The 21,408-nt window shown below is 39.0% G+C and carries 23 protein-coding genes, 1 pseudogene and 1 riboswitch; of the genes and pseudogenes, 15 read left to right on the top strand and 9 right to left on the bottom strand.

The genetic code is table 11. From position 1 onward, the window contains the following. Window positions 1–47: 47 nt before the first annotated feature. Complete coding sequence (locus tag MKX69_RS10815; protein WP_002294560.1) at window positions 48–689, bottom strand: copper homeostasis protein CutC; 642 nt, start codon at window positions 687–689, stop codon at window positions 48–50. Window positions 690–797: 108 nt separating this feature from the next. Between MKX69_RS10815 and MKX69_RS10810 the strand changes: the two genes are divergently transcribed. The 5 genes from MKX69_RS10810 to MKX69_RS10790 all read left to right on the top strand — a co-directional run bounded on the left by MKX69_RS10810 (window position 798) and on the right by MKX69_RS10790 (window position 6,034). Then, window positions 798–1,664, top strand: coding sequence for a methyltransferase domain-containing protein (locus tag MKX69_RS10810; protein WP_341010147.1), 867 nt, complete (start codon window positions 798–800; stop codon window positions 1,662–1,664). A 220-nt stretch (window positions 1,665–1,884) separates the two neighbouring features. Next, window positions 1,885–2,388 carry a tRNA (uridine(34)/cytosine(34)/5-carboxymethylaminomethyluridine(34)-2'-O)-methyltransferase TrmL gene (gene trmL, locus MKX69_RS10805; RefSeq protein ID WP_002289592.1) on the top strand — a complete coding sequence of 168 codons (504 nt, stop codon included), beginning with the start codon at window positions 1,885–1,887 and terminating at the stop codon, window positions 2,386–2,388. Between the two features lie 48 nt (window positions 2,389–2,436). Next, window positions 2,437–3,096, top strand: coding sequence for a histidine phosphatase family protein (locus MKX69_RS10800; RefSeq protein ID WP_104832974.1), 660 nt, complete (start codon window positions 2,437–2,439; stop codon window positions 3,094–3,096). A gap of 19 nt (window positions 3,097–3,115) precedes the next feature. Next, a complete protein-coding gene (recD2, locus tag MKX69_RS10795; RefSeq protein WP_002318546.1) occupies window positions 3,116–5,704 on the top strand; it encodes an SF1B family DNA helicase RecD2 in 2,589 nt (862 codons plus the stop codon). Between the two features lie 102 nt (window positions 5,705–5,806). Next, complete coding sequence (locus MKX69_RS10790) at window positions 5,807–6,034, top strand: cold-shock protein (protein ID WP_341010144.1); 228 nt, start codon at window positions 5,807–5,809, stop codon at window positions 6,032–6,034. A 109-nt stretch (window positions 6,035–6,143) separates the two neighbouring features. Here the strand turns inward: MKX69_RS10790 and MKX69_RS10785 are convergent. Both MKX69_RS10785 and MKX69_RS10780 read right to left on the bottom strand, forming a co-directional pair. Next, window positions 6,144–6,773, bottom strand: a pseudogene (locus MKX69_RS10785) (response regulator transcription factor). Beyond that, complete coding sequence (locus MKX69_RS10780; protein ID WP_445666855.1) at window positions 6,770–7,879, bottom strand: sensor histidine kinase; 1,110 nt, start codon at window positions 7,877–7,879, stop codon at window positions 6,770–6,772. Before MKX69_RS10780 ends, MKX69_RS10785 begins: the two are co-directional and overlap by 4 nt. Window positions 7,880–7,965: 86 nt before the next feature. Between MKX69_RS10780 and MKX69_RS10775 the strand changes: the two genes are divergently transcribed. The 3 genes from MKX69_RS10775 to MKX69_RS10765 are packed head-to-tail and all read left to right on the top strand — an operon-like array spanning window position 7,966 to window position 11,216. Beyond that, the gene (locus MKX69_RS10775; protein WP_002327282.1) at window positions 7,966–8,898 is read left to right on the top strand and encodes an ABC transporter ATP-binding protein; all 933 of its coding nucleotides are present in this window, start codon (window positions 7,966–7,968) and stop codon (window positions 8,896–8,898) included. Between the two features lie 13 nt (window positions 8,899–8,911). Continuing rightward, window positions 8,912–10,057: an ABC transporter permease gene (locus tag MKX69_RS10770; protein WP_002339879.1), complete on the top strand. Its 1,146-nt coding sequence runs from the start codon at window positions 8,912–8,914 to the stop codon at window positions 10,055–10,057. Beyond that, window positions 10,044–11,216, top strand: coding sequence for an ABC transporter permease (locus tag MKX69_RS10765; protein ID WP_002318551.1), 1,173 nt, complete (start codon window positions 10,044–10,046; stop codon window positions 11,214–11,216). Before MKX69_RS10770 ends, MKX69_RS10765 begins: the two co-directional genes overlap by 14 nt. Window positions 11,217–11,328: 112 nt before the next feature. Here the strand turns inward: MKX69_RS10765 and MKX69_RS14100 are convergent, their stop codons facing one another. The 3 genes from MKX69_RS14100 to MKX69_RS10755 all read right to left on the bottom strand — a co-directional run bounded on the left by MKX69_RS14100 (window position 11,329) and on the right by MKX69_RS10755 (window position 13,844). Continuing rightward, on the bottom strand, window positions 11,329–12,204 hold the full coding sequence (locus MKX69_RS14100; protein WP_322742076.1) for an IS3 family transposase: 876 nt from the start codon (window positions 12,202–12,204) through the stop codon (window positions 11,329–11,331). Continuing rightward, on the bottom strand, window positions 12,174–12,755 hold the full coding sequence (locus MKX69_RS14095) for a transposase (RefSeq protein WP_341008892.1): 582 nt from the start codon (window positions 12,753–12,755) through the stop codon (window positions 12,174–12,176). The genes MKX69_RS14100 and MKX69_RS14095 overlap by 31 nt, the downstream gene beginning before the upstream one ends. 123 nt (window positions 12,756–12,878) lie before the next feature. Then, window positions 12,879–13,844: a diacylglycerol/lipid kinase family protein gene (locus tag MKX69_RS10755; protein WP_002318552.1), complete on the bottom strand. Its 966-nt coding sequence runs from the start codon at window positions 13,842–13,844 to the stop codon at window positions 12,879–12,881. Window positions 13,845–14,381: 537 nt separating this feature from the next. Next, window positions 14,382–14,428, top strand: a riboswitch (PreQ1 riboswitch). Between the two features lie 12 nt (window positions 14,429–14,440). Between MKX69_RS10755 and MKX69_RS10750 the strand changes: the two genes are divergently transcribed. Further along, window positions 14,441–14,944, top strand: a complete 504-nt coding sequence (locus MKX69_RS10750; RefSeq protein WP_002318553.1) for a QueT transporter family protein — start codon at window positions 14,441–14,443, stop codon at window positions 14,942–14,944. A gap of 55 nt (window positions 14,945–14,999) precedes the next feature. Here MKX69_RS10750 and cbpA read toward each other — a convergent pair whose 3' ends face one another. After that, window positions 15,000–15,644, bottom strand: a complete 645-nt coding sequence (gene cbpA / locus MKX69_RS10745) for a cyclic di-AMP binding protein CbpA (protein WP_002294577.1) — start codon at window positions 15,642–15,644, stop codon at window positions 15,000–15,002. Between the two features lie 161 nt (window positions 15,645–15,805). On the opposite strand from cbpA, the gene rpmG reads away from it, so the two are divergent. The 5 genes from rpmG to MKX69_RS10720 all read left to right on the top strand — a co-directional run bounded on the left by rpmG (window position 15,806) and on the right by MKX69_RS10720 (window position 18,954). Further along, the gene (rpmG, locus tag MKX69_RS10740) at window positions 15,806–15,958 is read left to right on the top strand and encodes a 50S ribosomal protein L33 (RefSeq protein ID WP_002294578.1); all 153 of its coding nucleotides are present in this window, start codon (window positions 15,806–15,808) and stop codon (window positions 15,956–15,958) included. 23 nt (window positions 15,959–15,981) lie between these two features. After that, window positions 15,982–16,152, top strand: a complete 171-nt coding sequence (secE, locus tag MKX69_RS10735; protein ID WP_002294579.1) for a preprotein translocase subunit SecE — start codon at window positions 15,982–15,984, stop codon at window positions 16,150–16,152. 100 nt (window positions 16,153–16,252) lie between these two features. Beyond that, complete coding sequence (nusG, locus tag MKX69_RS10730) at window positions 16,253–16,798, top strand: transcription termination/antitermination protein NusG (protein ID WP_341010136.1); 546 nt, start codon at window positions 16,253–16,255, stop codon at window positions 16,796–16,798. 76 nt (window positions 16,799–16,874) lie between these two features. After that, window positions 16,875–17,762, top strand: coding sequence for an alpha/beta fold hydrolase (locus MKX69_RS10725; RefSeq protein ID WP_002294581.1), 888 nt, complete (start codon window positions 16,875–16,877; stop codon window positions 17,760–17,762). A 91-nt stretch (window positions 17,763–17,853) separates the two neighbouring features. Beyond that, window positions 17,854–18,954 (top strand): lactate oxidase, encoded by a 1,101-nt coding sequence (locus MKX69_RS10720; RefSeq protein WP_341010131.1) that lies wholly within the window; start codon window positions 17,854–17,856, stop codon window positions 18,952–18,954. A gap of 90 nt (window positions 18,955–19,044) precedes the next feature. Here the strand turns inward: MKX69_RS10720 and sdaAA are convergent, their stop codons facing one another. After that, window positions 19,045–19,917, bottom strand: a complete 873-nt coding sequence (gene sdaAA, locus MKX69_RS10715) for an L-serine ammonia-lyase, iron-sulfur-dependent, subunit alpha (protein ID WP_002294584.1) — start codon at window positions 19,915–19,917, stop codon at window positions 19,045–19,047. Between the two features lie 12 nt (window positions 19,918–19,929). Further along, window positions 19,930–20,598 carry an L-serine ammonia-lyase, iron-sulfur-dependent subunit beta gene (sdaAB, locus tag MKX69_RS10710; protein ID WP_002319573.1) on the bottom strand — a complete coding sequence of 223 codons (669 nt, stop codon included), beginning with the start codon at window positions 20,596–20,598 and terminating at the stop codon, window positions 19,930–19,932. Window positions 20,599–20,940: 342 nt separating this feature from the next. Here sdaAB and rplK point away from each other — a divergent pair, with 342 nt between their 5' ends. Beyond that, complete coding sequence (gene rplK / locus MKX69_RS10705) at window positions 20,941–21,363, top strand: 50S ribosomal protein L11 (protein WP_002291638.1); 423 nt, start codon at window positions 20,941–20,943, stop codon at window positions 21,361–21,363. Window positions 21,364–21,408 lie beyond the last annotated feature (45 nt).

Below are 21,408 nucleotides of genomic sequence, written 5' to 3'. Positions count from 1 at the left end.
TTGCAATAAGCATTATGCCTGTTGCAAATGTTTTTTTGTTTATAAGATTATAACTGAAGATCCACGATTTTGGTTCCGTGTACTTCGCTTACGTTCAATTCTTTAGCTACATGTGCTGCATTCTCTGCAGTGACACCACCACCAGGCAAAATGATTAAGCGGCCATCTGTATAGGCAATCAATTCTTTAAGCCGTGGGAAATTTTCTACAATAGTTTTGTCAGCAGGACCGCCATGAGTCAAGATACGGTCAACACCATGTTCTACCAGCCAATCGATTGCTTCGAATTGCCGATCTTCAGGAATACTGTCAAAAGCCATATGGAAGGTGATCTGCAACCCTTCTGCTGTTTCGATCAATAGTTCTAAGGCCTCTTCGTCTAGCCAGCCTGAAGGAGTAAGACAACCAAATACTACGCCATCCGTCCCTAATTTCTTTGCTTCAATCAAATCAGTATGCATGATTTTCAATTCGATATCGTTATAGACGAAGTCGCCCCCTCTAGGACGAATAATCGTCATTACGGGGATATCTTTTTCCCCAGCATAACTTAACGTTTCTTCGATCACACCAGTACTCGGGGTTGTGCCACCGACCGCTAAGTTGTCACACAATTCGATCCGATCGGCTCCTCTAGCAATTGCTAGAGGAATAGATGTGTAGTTTTCAGCGCAAAATTCTTTGATCATCTAATCTTCTCCTTTATCTTTCACTTTCTTCTAGGCATTGTATCATATTTTTAGCAGTTGCCAAAGTGAGCATCTAACGGTAAGATAAAACAGAAATGAGGGGGAACTATGTTAAAAAAAATTGACCGAGGACGCCAGTTTTTGGCAGAAAATCATCAGCTGTTCCGCTGTCCGGTTTGCCAAGAAGAAGTAAAAAAGTCTGATAATGGCTTGATATGCAAAAATAATCACCGTTTTGACCTTTCCAAAAAAGGAACACTTTATTTTTTATCCCATGCGGTTAAAACAGAATACGATCAAGGAATGTTCGTTCCAAGGCGTAGAATGATCCAATCTGGCATGTATCAGCCCGTTATTGAGACTATTGCGCAGCATTTACCTGAAGAAGTCTCGCTATTAGATGTTGGCTGCGGAGAAGGTAGCTTCTTGAATGAATTTTCAAAATTGAAAAAGATTCAAAATGCTGTTGGATTTGATATTTCAAAAGAAGGAGTCTACGCAGCTACAGAACAATCTGCCGAAGCATTTTGGTGTGTAGCTGATTTGACCAATTTGCCGTTTGCTGATCAAACATTCAACGCGGTTTTAAATATCTTTTCGCCTTCTCATTACCAAGAATTCCAACGTGTACTCTCAGAAGATGGAGAAGTGTTGAAGGTGGTGCCACAAGAAAATTATTTAAAGGAACTACGTCAGGCTTTTTATCCGAATCAACCTGAAAAACAGAGTTATTCCAATGAACGTGTAGTAGCCAAGTTTGCTGAAGCAATGAAATTAACTGAACGTCAGCGTGTAACCTATGAATTTGAGATACCAGAGGAAAATCAAAAAGATCTTTTGGCCATGTCACCTTTAGAATGGCAGGTAGAAGAGCGAATCAAAGCAGACTTATATAAGAATCCTTTGAAGAAGATTACAATTGACATAGAATTATTAAAAGGAACTAAGAGAAAACGTTTTTCTAGCAGTTTTTAATGAGTAGAGGTTGCAAAAAAAAGTTGAGGGTGTTATATTAGCAACAAGTTGTTTTTTCATTGGTTTTTATCAGGTTCCTGTTCTGATAAAAGTTAGTGAGAAGAGCTTCACTAACGTAACGACTCGCAGTGACTGACACCGAGTTGATACGTTTTTTTTTATGCAAAAATCAAATTGTCAGAAAATAGAAACGAACATAAATATGAGAGGAATGATCCTGATGAATCATATCGTTTTATTTGAACCATTAATCCCTGCAAACACTGGAAATATTGCCCGTACGTGTGCAGCCACGAATACTCCGCTTCATTTAATCGAGCCACTAGGTTTTTCAACTGATGACAAACATCTAAAACGGGCAGGGTTGGATTATTGGAATGATGTAAATATTACTTACCACAGTAATTTAGAAGCTTTTTTAACATTTTTAGGTAATCGTAAACTACATTTGATCTCAAAATTTGCCCATAAAGTATATAGTGACGAAAATTTTGCTGATGGAGAAGAGCACTTCTTTTTATTTGGAAAAGAAACAACCGGTTTGCCAGAAACATTTATGCGTGAAAACGAAGAAAAGTGTTTACGCATCCCTATGAATGATGAGCATGTCCGCTCATTGAATTTATCGAATACAGCTGCAATGATAGTGTATGAAGCACTTCGCCAGCAAGGATTCCCTAATTTAGAATTGACGCATCACTATGAAAATGACAAGCTGGATTAGACAGTTTATTATAGAGTAAAATAAAAGAAAGACAGGAGTTTGCTGCGTATGGAACTATATTTTACCCGACATGGGAAGACACAATGGAATCAGGAAAGACGTTTTCAAGGGAGCAATGGCGATTCTCCGCTTTTGCCACAAAGTTACGAAGAAATCAAAGCATTTGGGAAAAAGGTAAAATATGTTCCTTTTAAAGCAATTTATTCCAGTACAGCAAAGCGAGCACGTGATACAGCAGAAGGTATCAACAAAGAGCTTGCTCGTCCGGTAGAGATTTTTTATACAGATAAGCTAAGAGAACTAGGGCTGGGTACTTTAGAAGGTCAGTCGATCGATGAAATGTACCAGAAATATCCGGATAATCTGCCGAATTTGCGTAATCATTTAGATCTGTATGATCCTTCTCCTTTTCACGGAGAAACGATTGAATCGGCAATCACACGTATCGAAACTGTTGTAGCAGAAGCGGTTGCCCAACATAAAGATGGCCCACTTTTATTCGTAGGACATGGAGCTTCTTTAACTGCAGCCATTCAATGGATGACAGGAAAAGAGCTAAGTGAGTTGCGTGAAATGGGTGGATTGTTCAATAGTAGTTTGACGATTTTAGAGACTGAAGAGCCTTGCAGATTATTGCCATATGAACTGAAAGTATGGAACCAAACAGATTTTTTAGGAACTGAAACAGCACCAGAACCTTTACTATAGAAGAAGGAGGCGGCTTCCGATGCAGCCAGAAGAAATGCCTTATTTCGTTGGTACAGTTGCCGCGATTTTTTTTCAAAATCCTAGTAATTTTTACAAAGTGCTTTTGGTACACATCAGTGAAACCACAGCTGATTACCGTGAAAAAGAGATTGTAGTCACCGGAAGTTTCGGCGATATTCAAGAAAATGAGACTTATCGTTTTTATGGAGAATTAGTGGATCATCCTAAATACGGAAGGCAGCTTAAACTCGAAAGATATGAGCAAGAAAAGCCAACAACTGCAAATGGGATCGTAGCGTATCTTTCCAGCGAAAAATTCCCAGGAATCGGGAAGAAAACAGCAGAAAAAATTGTAGAATTGCTGGGAGAAGATGCTATCGAAAAAATCATTGCTGATCCTTCGGTATTAAAACAAATCTCCGGTTTGACGAAGCCAAAAAGAGAAATGCTTGCTGAGACGATTCGGCTAAACCACGGGATGGATCAAGTGATCATGGGACTGAATCGTTACGGGTTCGGTAGTCAGTTAGCTTTCAGTATCTACCAGGCCTATAAGAACGAGTCTTTGGATATCATCGAAGAAAATCCGTACCAGCTAGTCGAAGACATAGAAGGAATCGGGTTCAAACGTGCAGATAATCTAGCCGAACAAATCGGTATTGCAGCAGATTCACCGAGAAGAATTCGAGCAGCTATCTTGCATCAGATTTTTCAGCATGCAGTTCAAACAGGAGATACATACGTACCGGCGGAGACATTGCTTCAGCAAACGATCCGTATTTTAGAAACAAGTCGCCCAATTGAAATCCAGCCTGATCAGGTTGCTACTGTAATTATCCAACTTGTTGAAGAAGGAAAGATACAACAAGAAGAGACTAATCTTTACGAAAACAGTTTGTACTTTTCTGAATGGGGGATCGGTAATTCGATCCAGCGCCTTCTCAGTCGTAAAAAAGAAATCCATTATCCTGAAAAAGAAGTGCAGAAGAATATTCGGCGTATCGAAAAAATATTCGGCATACAGTATGGACCTTCGCAAGAACAAGCTATCGCTGAAGCAATCCGTTCCCCTCTATTTATTTTAACAGGAGGACCAGGTACGGGGAAAACTACTGTGATCAACGGAATCGTCAATCTTTTTGCAGAGTTGAACGGACTGGAATTGGATCCTTCAAAATATACCCAAGAAATTTTTCCTATTCTACTTGCAGCACCAACTGGCCGAGCAGCTAAACGAATGAACGAAACGACAGGTCTGCCTGCCAGTACGATCCATCGTCTTCTGGGGCTGAATGGACGGGAAAAAACACCTTCAGTCAGTACGAAAGAATTAGAAGGCGGACTTTTGATTGTTGATGAGATGTCTATGGTCGATACATGGCTGGCTAACACATTATTCAAAGCGATTCCGACGAATATGCAAGTTATCTTAGTAGGAGACAAAGATCAGCTTCCCTCTGTCGGTCCTGGTCAAGTACTCCATGATCTTTTGGAAATCGAACAAATTCCCAAAATGGAACTCAATCAGATTTATCGGCAAGGTGATGGTTCTAGTATTATTCCTCTTGCCCATGAGATCAAAGAAGGACGTCTGCCAAAAGATTTCACAAAGAATCAAAAAGATCGTTCCTATTTCCGAAGTGATGCTTATCAAATTGAACCCTTGATCTCTAAAATTGTGGAAAAAGCGAAAAATAAGGGATTCCGTGCACAAGATATCCAAGTATTAGCACCAATGTATCGGGGACCTGCAGGGATCGATGCGTTAAATAAAATGATGCAGGAGATATTCAATCCAGGGAAACCTGGAAAAAAGGAAGTACATTGGAACGACACCGTTTATCGGATAGGAGACAAAGTCCTCCAATTAGTCAATACTCCCGAATTGAATGTATTCAATGGAGATATGGGAGAAATCACGGGTATCATCTTGGCAAAAGATTCTGAAGATAAAGTGGATGAATTAGTTATCCAGTTTGATGCAAATGAGGTCACTTATAAAAGAAACGAATGGAATAAAATCACTCTTTCTTATTGTTGCTCAATCCATAAATCACAAGGCAGTGAATTCAAGATGGTTATTTTGCCCATGGTCCATCAATATCAGCGGATGCTTCAGCGTAATTTGCTCTACACGGCAGTGACCCGCAGTAAGGAACTGTTGATTTTGTTAGGGGAAGAGCAAGCCTATGTCACTTGTGTAGCGAATGAATCAGCAAGCCGGATGACTACGTTGAAATCAAGGATCATAGATAATGATAAAATGAATATCACTCTGCGGACAAAACTAGCAGCTTATGAAGATTCTTTGGTCGGAAATGATCCATTTGAAGATGGGAACTATACAAAAGAGCCACGGGTTGTAAAAGAAAAGCTACCTGTAGAAGATGACAGTGGGACGAATGAATCGAAAAAACAAGTAATGGAAACAGTGGAACCAGATCTGTTTTCTTCATTTGTTGGAGAAGAAAAGAAAGAAGAGGTAGAACCTGCTGTTTCTAAAGATTTCGTTCTTACAGCAGAAGTGATCGATAACCAGTTAGTAGATCCGATGATTGGTATGGAAAACAGTTCTCCCTACGATTTTATACCGGCAAAAAATGCTTGATTTTAAAGATGAGAAATAGCTAAAAATGATCATTGGTTAGCGTTTTCTTTTGTTTTTTCAGTGTGATATGCTAAGCTGAAATCAAAAGGGGGGCGTTACTTTATGGCTAAAAAAACCGAAGATAAATTAGCGAAATTAGCAAAAGAATCTGGCAATGACTTTAAAAAGTTAGATGAGATGGAAAAAGAATTCAAATTGAATGAAAGTCCTGATGTAGAACGAGACGATCGTGAAGAATCAAAACTAGAAAAAACGTTAGACAAGGCGCCTATTTTTCCGCCTAACACGCCGAACAATCCAACGAATCCTGGCAGCCCTGCGAATCCTTGATTCTTTCAATCGTGAGGAAATGGTTTGCGGGACAATTGAATAGAAGATGTGAAAAAAACCTGAATGATGCGAAGGAGCATCATTCAGGTTTTTTTGTGTTAGATAAGACTTATTGCAAATGCTGATAAAAATAGATAGCCAATTGCGTGCGATCCCGTAAATCTAGCTTTTCTAGTAATTGGCTGATGTAATTGCGAACAGTGCCGTCACTCAAGTACAAGGCATCTGCAATTTCTTTATTGTTTTTCCCGGCAGCTACTTCTTTGATGATTGCAAGCTCACGTTCACTAAAAGAAGCATAAGCATGACTATCAATCGTCGGTTTATTCTTCATCATTTGAGTGAAAGTCTCGATGATTTCATTACCAAATACGGCCTATCCATTATAAGCGGATTTGACAGAAGGAATAATCGCTTGCAAGTTCTGTTTGATTAAATACCCTTTGACACCGATGGAAAATGCTTCGCGGATGTATTCTTCATCTTTGAATGTCGTCAAAAGCAAAAGGATGGCTTTGGGAAATTTAGCCAAAATTTCTTTGGCAGCATCGATGCCCGTTTGTTTAGGCATGCGGATGTCCGTCAGCAAAACATCGGGACGATGGGTTTCGTATAAGACTAGCGCATCCTTGGCACAATGACCAATGCCTAACACACGGATCTCTTTCGTGCTTTCTAAAATGGTTTGTAACGATTTCGTCACAAATGGATCATCATCAATAATGACTACTGTTATCATTGGTGTCCCTCCCTTGGTAAAATGATCGTTAACTGAAATTGCTGGTTTTCTTGGAAAATATGGACTTGTCCCTTTTGTTCTTGAAAACGTTGACGCATCGTTTTCAAACCAATACCGGGAGCAGAATTTTTTTGTGGGCTGGTGCCATCATTCGTGATTTGCAAGCGATAAAAGGCCGGCAACGTTCGAAAATGTAAAACAACGGTTTTGGCATGACTATGTTTGATACTGTTGGTTAAGGCTTCTTTGATGACCATTAAGAAGCAGTTTTGCTGCGTTTCATTCAATCCTTCAAACAAGTTTCCTTCAATCGTAACAGAAGAAGGAAAATCAGCGATCAGAAACTCTAAGGAGTGTTGAAAAGAGATCGATGTCTCATGGAGGTCATGGACACTTTGACGAATCCGATCCATCCCAGTGTGAACGGTGGCACTTAAATTTTCTAATGGTTCTTTTAGTTTTGGTTCTTGATTGATCATTTCAAGCGCACCAATTTGTAAAATCGCACTTGACAGCAGATGACCGACATTGTCATGGATGTCTCGGGCAATTCGGTTCCGTTCTTCCACAATTTGCAAGGCTAATTGTGTTTCTTGTGACAGGGCCAATGCTTTATTTTGTTCCGATAACTCTTGTTGTTTTTCCCAATGAGTATCTTTGGAGACAATGTACTTTTTCTCAAGATCGGTCGTTCGTTGATCTTTTTTTCGTAAGTAAAAGGAAAAAAACAGCAAAATTACGACAAAGGCGACCTTGACGGGGGGATGATTACCAACCGTCGAGATCAACAAAAAACCTAACAAAAACAAGTAATCAAGGTGGCTTTCTTCAGGGGCGATCACTCGCATCGTCGCTGGCAGAAACAGGACAAGATCAGGTAAAAAGGCACATAAAAGAAATAGAATAACTTGGAAAATCCAATTTGGCTTTGTAGGCAGTAAATAACTGACACCAGTGAATAAAACGGCGATCAATAAATAGATAACTTGCATAGCAACGAATCCTTGACTTACCAGCAAAAGCAATGAGATAACCAGTAGAAAGCTAGTTTCGTTGAGTAGCCGAGATTTATGCATAGCAGACTCCTTCATTGTGACAAATGTCATGTGTGGTTTAGCCAATCGTCACTAGTTTCTTTTCTTGCACTTTATTATAGTCAGATCAACAAGAAATTTGGAAGGAGTTTTTCATGATGATTATCGAAATTGATAAATTAGTCAAACGCTATGGAGATTTTGTAGCATTGAATCATTTTGATCTGCAAGTACAAGAAGGAGAAGTCTTAGGTCTGTTAGGACCAAACGGCAGTGGGAAATCGACTGCCATCAACTGTATGCTTTCTTTGTTAAATTATGACAAAGGAACCATTAAATTGTTCGGGACAACAATGACTCCTGAAAATTATGCTGTCAAGGCAATGATTGGGGTCGTTCCTCAAGACGTTGCGGTCTTTGACGAACTAAGTGTGCAAGAAAATATCGATTATTTTTGCGGTTTATATGTTTCCGAAAAAGAGAAAAGGAAAGCCTTGATTGAAGAGGTGATTCAATTAGTGGGATTAGAAAAATATGTGTCGTTTCGTCCAGGAGAACTTAGTGGTGGCTTGAAACGTCGGTTGAACATCGCATGTGGGATTGCCCACAAGCCGCGGTTAATTTTTTTAGATGAGCCGACAGTAGCTGTAGACCCCCAAAGTCGGAATAAAATTTTAGAAAGTATCAAGGAGCTGAATCGACAAGGAGCAACCATTGTCTATACAACACATTACATGGAAGAAGTAGAAATTCTTTGCGACCAGATCGTGATCATGGATCAAGGACAGGTGATTGCTAAAGGAACCAAAGAATCTCTAAAAGATATGGTACGGACGGCGGATCGTTTGACGATCGACATCCCATTACTCCCAGAAAACGTGTTGTCAGCGATTCAGCGGACAATAGCTTCTGATGGGATCGCTTATAAAAAAGGTCAGCTCCAAGTAACAACTACTGAACTAAATACAGTATTGTTGCCGATTCTTACAATCTTACAAGAAGAAAAGATCAGTTACGGAAAAATAGCAACCAAAGAATCGTCCTTGAATGATGTCTTTTTAGAGATTACCGGCAAGGAATTGAGAGACTAGAGGAGGGGAAATAATGTTTTGGCATTTTTATAAATATCGTACAAAAATACTGCTGCGAAATAAATCCATGTTGTTTTGGACATTGGCCTTTCCAATTCTTTTAGGATTGATGTTTATGGCGGCCTTTGGCGAGATTGATCAAGGTGGCAATCTCGAAACGATTAATACTGGAATTGTAATCAAAGCGGATCAAACAGCGCTTTCGGAAAATTTTACCACAGTCTTAGAACAAGTCGAAGTTAATGATAAACCATTATTTGAAGTACAGGAACTATCAGAAGTAGAAGCGAATGAAAAGCTAAATGCAGATGATTTGGCTGGTTTTTATCTCATTGATGGTTCATCTGTTTCGCTCCATGTGGGTCAAGCAGGAATGAGTCAGACGTTGATGAAAAACGTCATGGATCAATTTTTACAGCGTATTGGTATAATTTCGAGTAAAGTGGCAGAAGTGGAGAACGTTGATCTCGCGCCCATCATGACTGCTTTTGAACAAGAAGTATCTTTTCAAGAAGTTCATGCAGGTCGTAATATGAGTTTCAAAAGTTTTTATTTCTTCACTCTGATTGGAATGGCGATTCTCTACGGGACGATGTGGGGGGTCCGCAATGTACAGGATCAGCAAGCAAATCAATCGTCAAATGGTATTCGCTTGTCCTTGATTCCTAGAAAGCAATCGTTAGTTTCAATCGCTAATTTGGCAGCAAGCTTTACGATTGTTTTGACAGAGATTTATATTATGTTAGCTGTCTTTCGTTTTATCTATCAAGTAGACTTTGGTGAACGTTGGCAATGGTTGATGATTGTTACCGCTCTGGGGTCGTTGTGTGCGATTTTGTTAGGTACATTGATTGGTAATTTGATACCAAAAATGAATCTGGTGCAAAAGGATAGCATCTTGATTTCAGTGACGATTGCGATGAGCTTTTTTGCTGGTATGATGGGGTCGGAACAAGTGAAGTATTGGATTGATCTTCATATTCCGATTGTTGGTCAATTAAATCTCGTCAACTTGATCAGCGAAAGTTTGTATAAACTTTATTTCTACACTGATTTGGCTAGTTTTTATACCAATCTTCTATGGTTGATCGGATTTATTTTCCTTTTTGCGTTAGGAAATGCTTGGATGGAAAGAGGGGTGCGTTATGACGCTTTATAAAACGATTTGGACATTGCTTAAAGCAAATAAATCGAATTTACTGATAGGTGTAATTATCACTGTTGTTGCCACATTCTTTTTTGCGCAAAATATTGATGTTGAAAATACCTCTCTGCAAGATGCGAAAATCGCCTTGATTAGTGAAGAAGAGTCGCCTGTAGTCGAAGGCCTTCGTAAATATTTGAATGACAAGGAAACAGTCGTTACATTGGATGGAACCTCACAAAAAGAAATCGATGATGCTCTTTATTTTAATCGTGTAAACATTATCTTACATCTGCCTGCAGACTTTACCGAACAAGTCGAAGTAGGAAAGATGCCGACGATCAAGATACAGAGTCGCCCAGATGCCTTTTCTAAAACAGTTGTTACACAGCAAGTGAACACCTTTTTGCAAACACTGATTCTGTTTCAAGAAGAAGATAAAACAATCGATGCAGCTATGGAACAGACACAAATGGCACTCTCGGTTACTGGAGAAGTTGAGCTAAGTGCGGGATATAGTCAGCGGATGAAAAAGCTGTTGACGGGCACAACCTTTAATTTCTTGTCTTATGGGTTGTTTCTATCCATTTTTAGCGGTTTCAGCGTCATCAATCTAGCGTTTAATCGCAAAGAGATCAGTAAACGAAACCAGAGTGCGCCCATTACCAAACGAAACTTGAATCGCAAAGTAACCTTTAGTTTGATTAGTTACTCGCTGCTGTTGTTCAGTGGCTTCTTACTTCTAATGGTTCTGTTAGTGATCCACACCTCGTGGGATATAACGGTATGGTATCATATTTTAAATACTTTCTTGTTTTTATTGCCGGTCATTAGCTTTTCGGCTTGTATCACTTCATTGGTAAAAAACTCAGAAACCAGCGGTGGGATCAAAGATATTTTTATCACAGGCAGTTGCTTTATCGGTGGGGTGTTTGTACCAGCAGAATACTTGCCAGAAATGGTTAGCAAAATAGCGGCATTCACACCAACATATTGGTTTGTTCAAAATAATAACTTGATCAGTGAAACACTCAGTTACAATCAAACATTTGCAGAATCTTTTTGGTTCAATGGTTGTGTCTTAGTTGCTTTTGCTGCGGTGTTTTCAATGATCCAATTTATTTTGGGTAAAGAAAGAAACTATCGATGGCAACCCAATTGGGCAAAGAATTAACTGCATAGTAAAAAAAGGACTGTGACAAAAGTCGTGTGTAGTGACCCCCAAAAGTTAGACTTTTTTGGAGTGGAGAAATCCACTCCTTTTTTCATGCTCTAAAATGATATTTTTACACAACCGTTGCGGTTGTTTTACGAAATTGGACGGGACTTTGCCAGTTTAATTTCTGTTTTATCCGTTCATTATTGTAGTAATAGATATAGCTATCGATGGCTGATTTTAATTCCTCGAAACAGTTATAAACTTTCCCGTGAAAAATCTCTTGTTTTAATAAGCCAAAAAAATTCTCCATAAGTGAATTATCTAAGCAGTTCCCTTTCCGAGACATGCTTTGAAAGATTTTGTACTCCTTCAATTTGTTTCTATAAGCTTTCATTTGATACGCCCAACCTTGATCTGAGTGAAACGTACGACGATAGGGACAATCGTTAGTGGTCTGGATAGCTTCCTCCAAACCTTCCATTACCGCTAATGCATTGGGCTTTTCAGAGATACGATAGGATAAAATCTCACTATTGAACATATCCATAAAAGGATCTAGATACAATTTCTTTTGACGGATAATGCCTTTGGCATCCACTTCATGGTATTTAAATTCAGTTGTATCCGTCGTGATTTTCTGATGGCAGATACTGGTGTAGAAACGACGATGGATCCGATTTTTGGCTACTGCTCCGACTTGTCCTCGATAAGAATTGTAGCGCCGCGATTTACGTGTGTATGTCGTTACTTTTATTCCTAGCTTCTTGATCAGGCGCTGAACTTTCTTTTTATTGATAGAGAAACCGCGGTTTCTTAGTTCATTGGTCATCCGTAAACAGCCATAATCCTTGTGCTTCTCCCGAATTTTAAGCATTTCCGCTTCAATCTCTTGATCTGGATTTTTACGGTCCAATCGTTTTTGCCAGTACATAAAGGTTGCCTTAGGGAACTTTAAAGTTTCTAGAAGCTCAACTAATTTAAACGGTCCTCGGAGGCTTGCGATGATTCGTGCGATTGCTTCATTCGTCGTTGTTGGGCTTCCTGTTTTCGCAGCTTCCTCAATTCTTTTAAAAAGGCATTTTCAATTTGAAGGGAACGGACTCGTTTCTCCAACTCCTCGATGCGTTCACGTTCTTCAGACGTTGCTTTAGTTGTAGATTTTTTCTTATTTTTGGGTTCATTTTTCTTAGACAAGATAGGTGGACATCCTTTCGTTTTTGAGAGTCCATCGATCCCACCCTCACGGAATTGATGCATCCAACTAGCGATCAAATTAGGGTTGTTCATGTTAAGTGTGTTGGCAACTTCACGATAGGACAGCTCACTTGTTAGATATAACTCTATCGCATCCAGCTTAAATTGAACAGAATATTTTTTCTTTTGTCGCTTTCTTACTAGACCCTCTTCACCAAATTCTTGATAGGCATTGATCCAGCGCTTCACTTGTGATGGAGCCTTAATGGAATACTTCTTTGCCAGATAATCACTTCCGCCTTTGCCATCCAAATAATCATGAACGATCTTTAATTTAAGTTCAAAAGTATACTTAGCCATAAAAAATACCGACCTCCAAAAGTTAGATTTTTTGGTCTAACTTTTGGGGGTCGGTACAGTGTCACAGTCCTTTTTTCCGAATAAACGGTGTTCCAGATGTAGCTTCTGACACAACCTCTTTTATTAACACCAAAACAACTGTTTAGTTGTGGTTATTGTGATATCAAAAGGTCGTTTTTCCATTTCTTCTCCATCTTCTTGACCATGTTGCGGTGTTGTTGAAACGATACGTAACCTGTTTGTTGTGTAGTGATGGAAATATTTCGATTTCAATTGTTTTTTCTGTATAAGTAAAAGAATGAGCCACAAGATTTTAAAGAAATTGATTCGTTCGACCACGACAAAATCAATGACTGGTTTAGACGCATCAGCAGTTGGAACAATCGCGATTCCTCCGCCAAAAAAAGGATGCTTCGTTGCTGTACATAAAAATGCGTTTGAAAAACTTAATTGTTTTCCTCCTGCATCTACCAGAATTGGAAATCCTTTTTGAGTGAATAAAGCACGGAGAATAGAGAATAAATACGAAAATGATCCTAAGTTGTATTTGTTCAATCGCTTTTTTGTGGAAGAATGATTTGTCGCATGGACGATAGCTGCATCTAATCCTATACCGAAATTATTAACAGCTATTCCTTTTTTTTCACTTATTTTTTCTTCATAAGCCATTATGTGGACTTTTTCTGGTGATTGAGCTGCTAAAATCAGCTGAAGTCCTTTTTTGGGATTTTTTGGAAGGCCTGCCCCTCGAGCAAAATCATTTCCAGAACCTGCTGGAATATAAGCAACTGGGAATTCTACTTCCATCTGATAGAAAGTATCAAGTACCTGATGTAAGGTGCCGTCACCTCCTACGATGATCAAAAGGGGGAAAATATCGATTGTTTTCTGTTCTTCTTCTATCCAAGGAATCAATGTTTCTTTTGCCAAAGTTTCAGCAATCTCAGCATCGTGTCCTTTGTATTCACTATAATGAAGTGTATAGTCAATATGCTTATTTTTTAATACCGGTAAAATTCTTTCTGCTACTTTATAGCCATTTCCGCTGCCTGCCGATGGATTGATCAATATATGATAATGGAATTTCATAATTTCCTCCTGCTATTCAATAAAACAAGATATTTTAATACTCCTGTTTGCTGGTTAACCAATAATTAGCAAGCTTTTTCTATTTTTTGAATGAAAGAAACTTGTTTTTTCAAAAAAATCTGTTACAAAATTAATTCTTGGTTATTATAGCAGAAGTCTAGGAAAATGAAAAAGGTCCGAAGACCGAAAAACACAAAAAAGCCTAGCAAGCGCATGATCCATTACTTACGTAAGGAGAAGTTCCAAGGTTCGGCATGTCCACTTAGATCTTCAGCTGCTTGCTAGACCGTTCTCTAGTAAGAGGTTGCTCAAATTCCCACATCCTTTTTTATTTATTTAAGTTTCACAACAATTCTGTTCTTGCAGATCCTACTTCGTCTGCTTTACTGGGAATTCTTATGACCCCTTACACTTACTTTATACCATATCCCACGATTTTTAGCAAACGTTTACATTGTTCAAGCTTTTGCTTTTTTAAAAGCAGATAAGACGGATTGAAATAAATGAAAAGTCTGTTATAATTATTGTTTGTTTCACATAACCGCGGTTCATCAACCATCCCGCGTTAAAAAAACTAGGAGAAAAGAGGAGAGAAAATGCAAAAAACGAAAAGCAGACAACGGTTATCCGTAATCGTTGTAAATGGCATCATCATGGCTCTTTATCTAGCGTTAACTATTTTAGTTGCGCCTGTATCCTCAGGGCCGATCCAGTTTCGTATTTCAGAAAGTTTGAATCATTTAGTTGTCTTTAACCGTAAATTGCTTTGGGGAGTTTTAGGCGGGGTCATCGTCTATAATGCCTTCTTTGGTTTTGGTATCATGGATGTGGTTTTTGGTGGCGGCCAAACATTGCTTTCTTTAGGCCTGACAGCTTTATTGCAAAACAAAGTGAAAAATGTAAAGATGCGTTTAGTATTGAACACGATCTTCTTTACCGTCAGCATGGGACTGATTGCTTATATGTTAGTTCCAACAGGTGGCCAAGCATTTTGGACAACCTATGGCACGCTTGCATTAAGTGAGTTTATCGTCATGGCTGTTTCAGCACCATTGATGTATTATTTAGATCGCGCGCTTGATTTTGAAAAGCGTGTCTAATTATAAAAAGCGAAAAAAGAAAGCAGATTAGCTGTTTTCTTTTTTCGCTTTTTGATTATGCTTCTTGGTTTTGCAAATTTTCAATTTCTACCACTTTATAATTCTTTTTCTCTAAGTGGTTGACGATCGTTTCACATACTTTCGCTTCAGTGTTAGCCGGTAGCGTGATCAATGTACGTCGAATGTATTCGTCTTTTTCAATATCAAGAGTAATACAGCTGGCAATGCTGCTGTGTTTTGAAATGATTTTTGCAATAGCAGCCAAATCTCCTTGCTTTCCTGTGGAAGCAATTGTCAGTACATAGCTTCCTTGTTCTACGCTCCAAGATTGAGAGAGCATATTAAGCAACGTACTATGTGTCAAAATACCATAAAAATGATTTTCACTGTCAAGGACAGCAATATAAGGAAGCTCTTTGATCGTAAAGAATACTTTGAAGAAAGAAGTATCCAGGTAAATGAACTTTGTAGCGTTTTTCAAAAGATGAGTGACAGGAAGCGTCATATCACCGCCATTTGCTTTATGACGATAGATATGCATTTTGTAAATGTTTCCACGGAAAATATTACCTGAAGAATCTAAGATCGGCACACAACGGTATCCGGAAGTTTCTAAAATTTTTAATGCTTCTTCTAATGTACTAGTCTCTGTAACGGTTGTCAGATCTTTTTTCTTATATACAAGTGTTTTTAATAGCATCGCTATACCTCCAATTGTCTCATTTTAGCTTAATTTCAAATTAATCATATCATAATTTTATCCAAAACAATAGATAGTTTATTTCACAAATTGACAAGTAAAAAGTTACGTGATACTGTTATGAAGTATAAGTCTGATTCTCAGCAAGGGGGCAGAAGTAAATGGCAAAGAAAAAAGCAGCACTCGCTTGTTCCGTTTGTGGGTCTCGCAACTACACAAAATCAGTCAGTGAAGGAAAAAGCGGCGAACGTTTGGAAATCAATAAGTTTTGTAAATATTGTAATCAATATACATTACATAAAGAAACGAAATAAACAGTAGCAAGGGAGGTTGTCTCATGAAATTTCTAAAAAGCGTAAAAGATGAAATCAAACAAGTAACTTGGCCAAGCAGAAAACAACTCCGTAAAGATACGTTAGTAGTCATCGAAACTTCTATTATTTTCGGATTGATGTTTTACGTAATGGATACAGCCATCCAAAGTTTATTTGGCTGGATCTTAAAATAACTCGCTAGCCACAACGTACTTTTAGTGCTATAATGAAGCGAAAGAAAAACTTCGGGTGTACTGAGGTTTTTTTATTTTACAATGAAATGAGGAGCCTTCAATGGAATCTTTTGAAAAAAACTGGTATGTCTTGCATACATATTCAGGATATGAAAACAAAGTAAAAGCAAATATCGAATCTCGTGCGCAAAGTATGAAAATGGCCGACTTTATTTTCCGTGTCGTTGTTCCTGAAGAAAAAGAAACTGAAGTCAAAAATGGGAGAGAAAAAGAAATCGTTCATAAAACATTCCCAGGATACGTACTTGTTGAAATGATCATGACAGACGCTTCATGGTATGTTGTCCGCAACACACCTGGTGTGACAGGATTCGTTGGTTCACACGGAGCCGGAAGCAAACCAGCACCATTACTTCCAGAAGAAGTCAATCATATCTTGCGTTCTATCGGTATGAGCCTGCGACAAAATGATCTAGAAGTAGAAGTTGGCGAAGTCGTGAAAATCATCGAAGGCGCATTTGCTGGATTAGAAGGACAAGTAACAGAAGTTGACGGAGAAAAAGAAAAATTGAAAGTCAACATCGATATGTTTGGACGTGAAACCAGTACAGAACTTGATTTCGATCAAGTAGATAAAATCGATTAATAAAGAGACTTGAAATGTCGATCATATGATTGGCCTTTCAAGTCTTTCTTTTTTCTATATGGAAAGGAAGAGGTGTATGACAGAACCAATCAAAAATTTATGCAAACGTGCAACTGCAGCAGCTTTAGTCCTTATCAGTTTGTTTGCGTTAAGTGGTTGCCAGACGACGAAGATAAATACTACTGAAGTTTCTGATAAAGAAAAAACGGCAGAATCCAGTAAAGTGATAGAAAAAACCACTATTCCAACACTTTTTTTCCACGGCTACAGCGGGACAGAAAATTCCTTTAAAGGGATGTTGCGGCGTTTGGAAAAAAATCAGCAAGCAGTAAAAGAATTGGTTTTAACAGTAGGAACAGATGGACAAATACAAGCAACAGGAGATTTGTCTGGAAAAGCAGACAATCCGATGGTCCAAGTATTGTTTGAAGATAATAAAAATAACGAGTGGAATCAAGCAGAATGGATCAAAACTTGTCTTTTGTATCTGAAAGAAAACTACGGCATAGATAAAGTCAACATAGTGGGGCATTCCATGGGAGGAGTTAGTGCACTACGCTATTTAGGAACGTATGGACAGGATACGTCATTGCCACAAGTTCAGACATTAACAGCAATTGGTGCGCCTTTTAATGATTTTGTCGATGATAGTGCGCAGTCCCTGACAGATGAGTTAGCAAAGGGACCTGCTGTCGTTTCTAACCGCTATCAAGATTACCAGCAAATGATCGGTAATATTCCTATAACCACTCGATTTTTCTTGATTGCTGGTCAACTAGATGAAACAGACTTGAGTGATGGAACAGTACCGTTAAACAGTGCATTAGCGGTCTATGCGTTGTTGAAGCAACGCGGAAATGAAATAGAGGAAAAAGTAGTGACAGGTGAAAATGCCTCTCATAGTATGCTTCATGAAAACCAAGAAGTAGATCAGCTTGTAAGTCGATTTATTTGGAAAGAATAGCGATAAAAGTATCTGAGAGTAAATGTTTGCTTACTTTTTGTAAGTTTAGTATGATTTATATGTAATCAAGAAGATGAAAGAAGGATCTACTATGACTTATCATACAAGTAATGAAGAACATCCAATCGATATTGTAAACATTGCCTCACTAGAAGGTCGTGTAAAAGAGCGCATGGAAGCAGGAGCTTTTGGCTATATTCGCGGTGGTTCTGAAGATGAGTGGACGATGAAAGAAAATACGACTTCTTTTAATACAAAGAAAATCATGCCACGGATATTACGCGGAATCGACTCAGCCGATTTGCATACATCTGTTTTCGGAATTGAATTAGATACACCGATTATCCAAGCGCCATCAGCGGCCCAAGGATTGGCACATGAAAAAGGGGAAGCTGATACAGCTAAAGGAGTAGCTGCTGCTGGATCAATCTTTTCCATCAGCACTTATGCAAATACGACAATCAAAGACGCAGCCGATGCAGCGCCAGGCGCACCGCAGTTTTTCCAATTATATATGAGTAAAGACGACAGATTCAATGAGTTCATTTTGAACAAAGCAGTAGAAGCAGGGGCTAAAGCTATCATTTTAACGGCAGATTCAACGCTCGGTGGTTACCGTGAAGAAGACGTCATCAATCAATTCCAATTTCCATTACCAATGCCTAACTTAGCTGCTTATAGCGAACAAAGTGCAAGTGGTAATGGCGAAGGAAAAGGAATCGCAGAAATTTATGCAGCTTCAAAACAAGGCTTGACACCAGATGACATCAAAACAATCAAAGAAATCACCCATCTTCCAGTTATCGTAAAAGGAATACAATCGCCAGAAGATGCAGTAATCGCTATCTCTGCAGGGGCAGATGGTATCTGGGTATCCAATCATGGTGGACGTCAATTAGATGGAGGTCCTGCTTCCTTTGAAGTATTGCCAAAAATTGCCGAAGTAGTCAACAAACGTGTACCAGTGATTTTCGACTCTGGTGTCCGTCGAGGAGAGCATGTCTTCAAAGCTCTGGCAAGTGGTGCTGACTTAGTTGCGATTGGCCGACCAGTGATTTATGGGTTGAATCTAGGTGGGGCAGAAGGAGTAACATCTGTTTTTGAACACCTCAACAAAGAATTGTCGATCACGATGCAACTTGCAGGAACAAAAACGATCGATGAAGTAAAAAATACGAAATTGATGGATTAATAAAAAACGAAGAGAAGGGCAATTAGTCCTCTCTTCGTTTTTTGTTATGAAGATAACTAATCTCTTAATACTCGAAATTAAGGAGCTTTATCACGCCCTCTTATTTAAAATCTCTTCCGCAAGTCGTTTAGCAGTTGGCGTAACAGCTAAGCCACCTTCTGCTGTTTCTTTGAAAATCGACGGCATTTGACGTCCGACTTGGTACATTGCAGCAACGACTTCATCCGGCGGAATGACACTTTCGATACCCGCTAATGCCATATCAGCAGAGATAAAAGCTTGAGAAGAGCCTAAAGCATTACGTTTGACACACGGGACTTCAACTAAGCCTGCAACGGGATCGCAAATCAGTCCCATCATATTTTTCAATGTAATGGCTACTGCTTGTGCTGCTTGATGAGGAGTCCCATTTTTTGCACAAACCAAAGCTGCTGCTGCCATTGCACTTGCAGAACCAACTTCTGCTTGACATCCCCCTTCTGCACCACTGATAGAAGCGTTGTTTGCGATAACTAACCCGAAAGCGCCAGCGGTAAATAAGAATTCCAATTGCTGTTCATGTGTCAAATCAAGCCGATCTCGGACAGCCATCAGCACACCAGGAACAACACCCGCGCTTCCGGCAGTCGGTGTAGCACAAATCAACCCCATTTTTGCATTGACTTCATTAACAGCTACAGCATTGCGTACAGCTTTTAAGATTGTTTCTCCACTTAAAAAGTCTGCCTCATTTAAATAATCATCTAATTTTTTTGCATCACCACCGGTAATTCCTGTGACGGAGGTAACACCTTCTTTTCCCTCGTTGATTGATTGTTCCATTACTGAGAGGTTTTTTTCCATGATCTCGATGATGTGACTACGGGAACGGCCACTCATTTCCATTTCAACTGCAATCATCAATTCTGCTACACTTGGATAAGCTTTTGCTTGATCTACTAATTCTTCAATCGATAAAAACATTTTTTTAGCTCCTTAATCGAAATAATTTACGCTGTCGATATTTGGCAGCTGTTTGAGTCTTTTTACCGTTTCTTCAACTTGAGGATTATCTACTTCAATTATCATAATGGCATTTTCACCTTTTGATTCCCGTGTCACTGTCATAGTGCCGATATTCGTATTGGTCTCAGAAAGTATACTAGTCACTTTAGCAATCATACCTGGAACATCTTGGTGGACAACGATCAAGGTAGGAGTACCCATGCTTAAAGAAATTTTGAATCCATTCAATTCAGAAATCTGGATATTGCCACCGCCGATCGAAATGCCGGTGACTGAAAGCTTTCGTGTTCCTTTTTTTAGAAGCATCTTTACAGAGTTTGGATGTTCGGCTTTTTCACTCTTAGGAACAAACAAGACTTCCATACCGGCTTCATATGCCAATTTCAAAGAATCAGCTAAACGTTCATCATCGGGTTCCATCCCTAACAGACCGCCAACTAATGCAATATCTGTTCCGTGCCCCCGATAGGTTTTTGCAAATGATTCATATAGATAAATATCTACAGAATCAGGTTGTTCGCCAAATATACTACGTATGATTTTCCCGATTCTAGCAGCTCCGGCAGTGTGAGAGCTACTTGGACCAATCATCACAGGTCCAATAATATCAAAGACACTTCTATACCTTAAATCTTTCATTTTCTCCACCTCATTTTGTTATGTAGGAATCTTTGTACAAGGGTCTAAAAAAACGTGTTATTGTTTGCTTTCATCTGTTGAACCATGCTAGCGCAAGTGTAACATAAAAGAAGAAATGGGAACGAAAAATTGTTGTTTTTTTAGAATAAATTTAGCGTTTATTCAAGCAAAATGTAAAAATAGAAGAAAAAAATCTTGAAAAAACAAATAAATTTGCTATACTGTACCAGTGTGCATTGTTTTGCACATTATTTGTCTGGATTTTTTCAGATCAGATAAAACGTGGGAGGAGAAATATGCATCTCCAATTAACCACATCACGGACTTAAGGAGGTATGTCTCGTGGCAAAGAAAGTAGAAAAAATCGTTAAATTGCAAATTCCTGCAGGTAAAGCAACTCCAGCTCCACCAGTAGGTCCTGCACTAGGTCAAGCGGGTATCAATATCATGGGATTCACAAAAGAATTCAACGCTCGTACAGCTGATCAAGCAGGTTTGATCATTCCGGTTGTTATTTCTGTATACGAAGACCGTTCATTCACATTCGTTACAAAAACACCGCCAGCTGCTGTTCTATTGAAAAAAGCAGCTAAAATTGAAAAAGGTTCAGGCGAACCAAACAAAAATAAAGTTGCGAAAGTTTCTAGCGATCAAGTAAGAGAAATCGCTGAATTAAAAATGGAAGACCTAAACGCAGCTAACGTTGAAGCAGCAATGCGCATGGTTGAAGGAACTGCACGAAGCATGGGGATCACTGTAGAATAATCTCTACACCCTAAGACAGCAGCTTCTCAGTTGGCTCTATATTGA

Origin of the sequence: Enterococcus sp. FSL R5-0957, assembly GCF_038008005.1 — a bacterium.
GTDB lineage: Bacteria > Bacillota > Bacilli > Lactobacillales > Enterococcaceae > Enterococcus_B > Enterococcus_B faecium.
This window is presented reverse-complemented; position numbering and strand designations above follow the sequence as displayed.

Bases quoted from the DNA above. Each gene is read 5' to 3' on its own strand.
- MKX69_RS10815 (WP_002294560.1), bottom strand. From the start codon at position 689: ATGATCAAAGAATTTTGCGCTGAAAACTACACATCTATTCCTCTAGCA.
- MKX69_RS10810 (WP_341010147.1), top strand. From the start codon at position 798: ATGTTAAAAAAAATTGACCGAGGACGCCAGTTTTTGGCAGAAAATCAT.
- trmL (WP_002289592.1), top strand. From the start codon at position 1,885: ATGAATCATATCGTTTTATTTGAACCATTAATCCCTGCAAACACTGGA.
- MKX69_RS10800 (WP_104832974.1), top strand. From the start codon at position 2,437: ATGGAACTATATTTTACCCGACATGGGAAGACACAATGGAATCAGGAA.
- recD2 (WP_002318546.1), top strand. From the start codon at position 3,116: ATGCAGCCAGAAGAAATGCCTTATTTCGTTGGTACAGTTGCCGCGATT.
- MKX69_RS10790 (WP_341010144.1), top strand. From the start codon at position 5,807: ATGGCTAAAAAAACCGAAGATAAATTAGCGAAATTAGCAAAAGAATCT.
- MKX69_RS10780 (WP_445666855.1), bottom strand. From the start codon at position 7,879: ATGACATTTGTCACAATGAAGGAGTCTGCTATGCATAAATCTCGGCTA.
- MKX69_RS10775 (WP_002327282.1), top strand. From the start codon at position 7,966: ATGATTATCGAAATTGATAAATTAGTCAAACGCTATGGAGATTTTGTA.
- MKX69_RS10770 (WP_002339879.1), top strand. From the start codon at position 8,912: ATGTTTTGGCATTTTTATAAATATCGTACAAAAATACTGCTGCGAAAT.
- MKX69_RS10765 (WP_002318551.1), top strand. From the start codon at position 10,044: ATGACGCTTTATAAAACGATTTGGACATTGCTTAAAGCAAATAAATCG.
- MKX69_RS14095 (WP_341008892.1), bottom strand. From the start codon at position 12,755: ATGGCTAAGTATACTTTTGAACTTAAATTAAAGATCGTTCATGATTAT.
- MKX69_RS10755 (WP_002318552.1), bottom strand. From the start codon at position 13,844: ATGAAATTCCATTATCATATATTGATCAATCCATCGGCAGGCAGCGGA.
- MKX69_RS10750 (WP_002318553.1), top strand. From the start codon at position 14,441: ATGCAAAAAACGAAAAGCAGACAACGGTTATCCGTAATCGTTGTAAAT.
- cbpA (WP_002294577.1), bottom strand. From the start codon at position 15,644: ATGCTATTAAAAACACTTGTATATAAGAAAAAAGATCTGACAACCGTT.
- rpmG (WP_002294578.1), top strand. From the start codon at position 15,806: ATGGCAAAGAAAAAAGCAGCACTCGCTTGTTCCGTTTGTGGGTCTCGC.
- secE (WP_002294579.1), top strand. From the start codon at position 15,982: ATGAAATTTCTAAAAAGCGTAAAAGATGAAATCAAACAAGTAACTTGG.
- nusG (WP_341010136.1), top strand. From the start codon at position 16,253: ATGGAATCTTTTGAAAAAAACTGGTATGTCTTGCATACATATTCAGGA.
- MKX69_RS10725 (WP_002294581.1), top strand. From the start codon at position 16,875: ATGACAGAACCAATCAAAAATTTATGCAAACGTGCAACTGCAGCAGCT.
- MKX69_RS10720 (WP_341010131.1), top strand. From the start codon at position 17,854: ATGACTTATCATACAAGTAATGAAGAACATCCAATCGATATTGTAAAC.
- sdaAA (WP_002294584.1), bottom strand. From the start codon at position 19,917: ATGTTTTTATCGATTGAAGAATTAGTAGATCAAGCAAAAGCTTATCCA.
- sdaAB (WP_002319573.1), bottom strand. From the start codon at position 20,598: ATGAAAGATTTAAGGTATAGAAGTGTCTTTGATATTATTGGACCTGTG.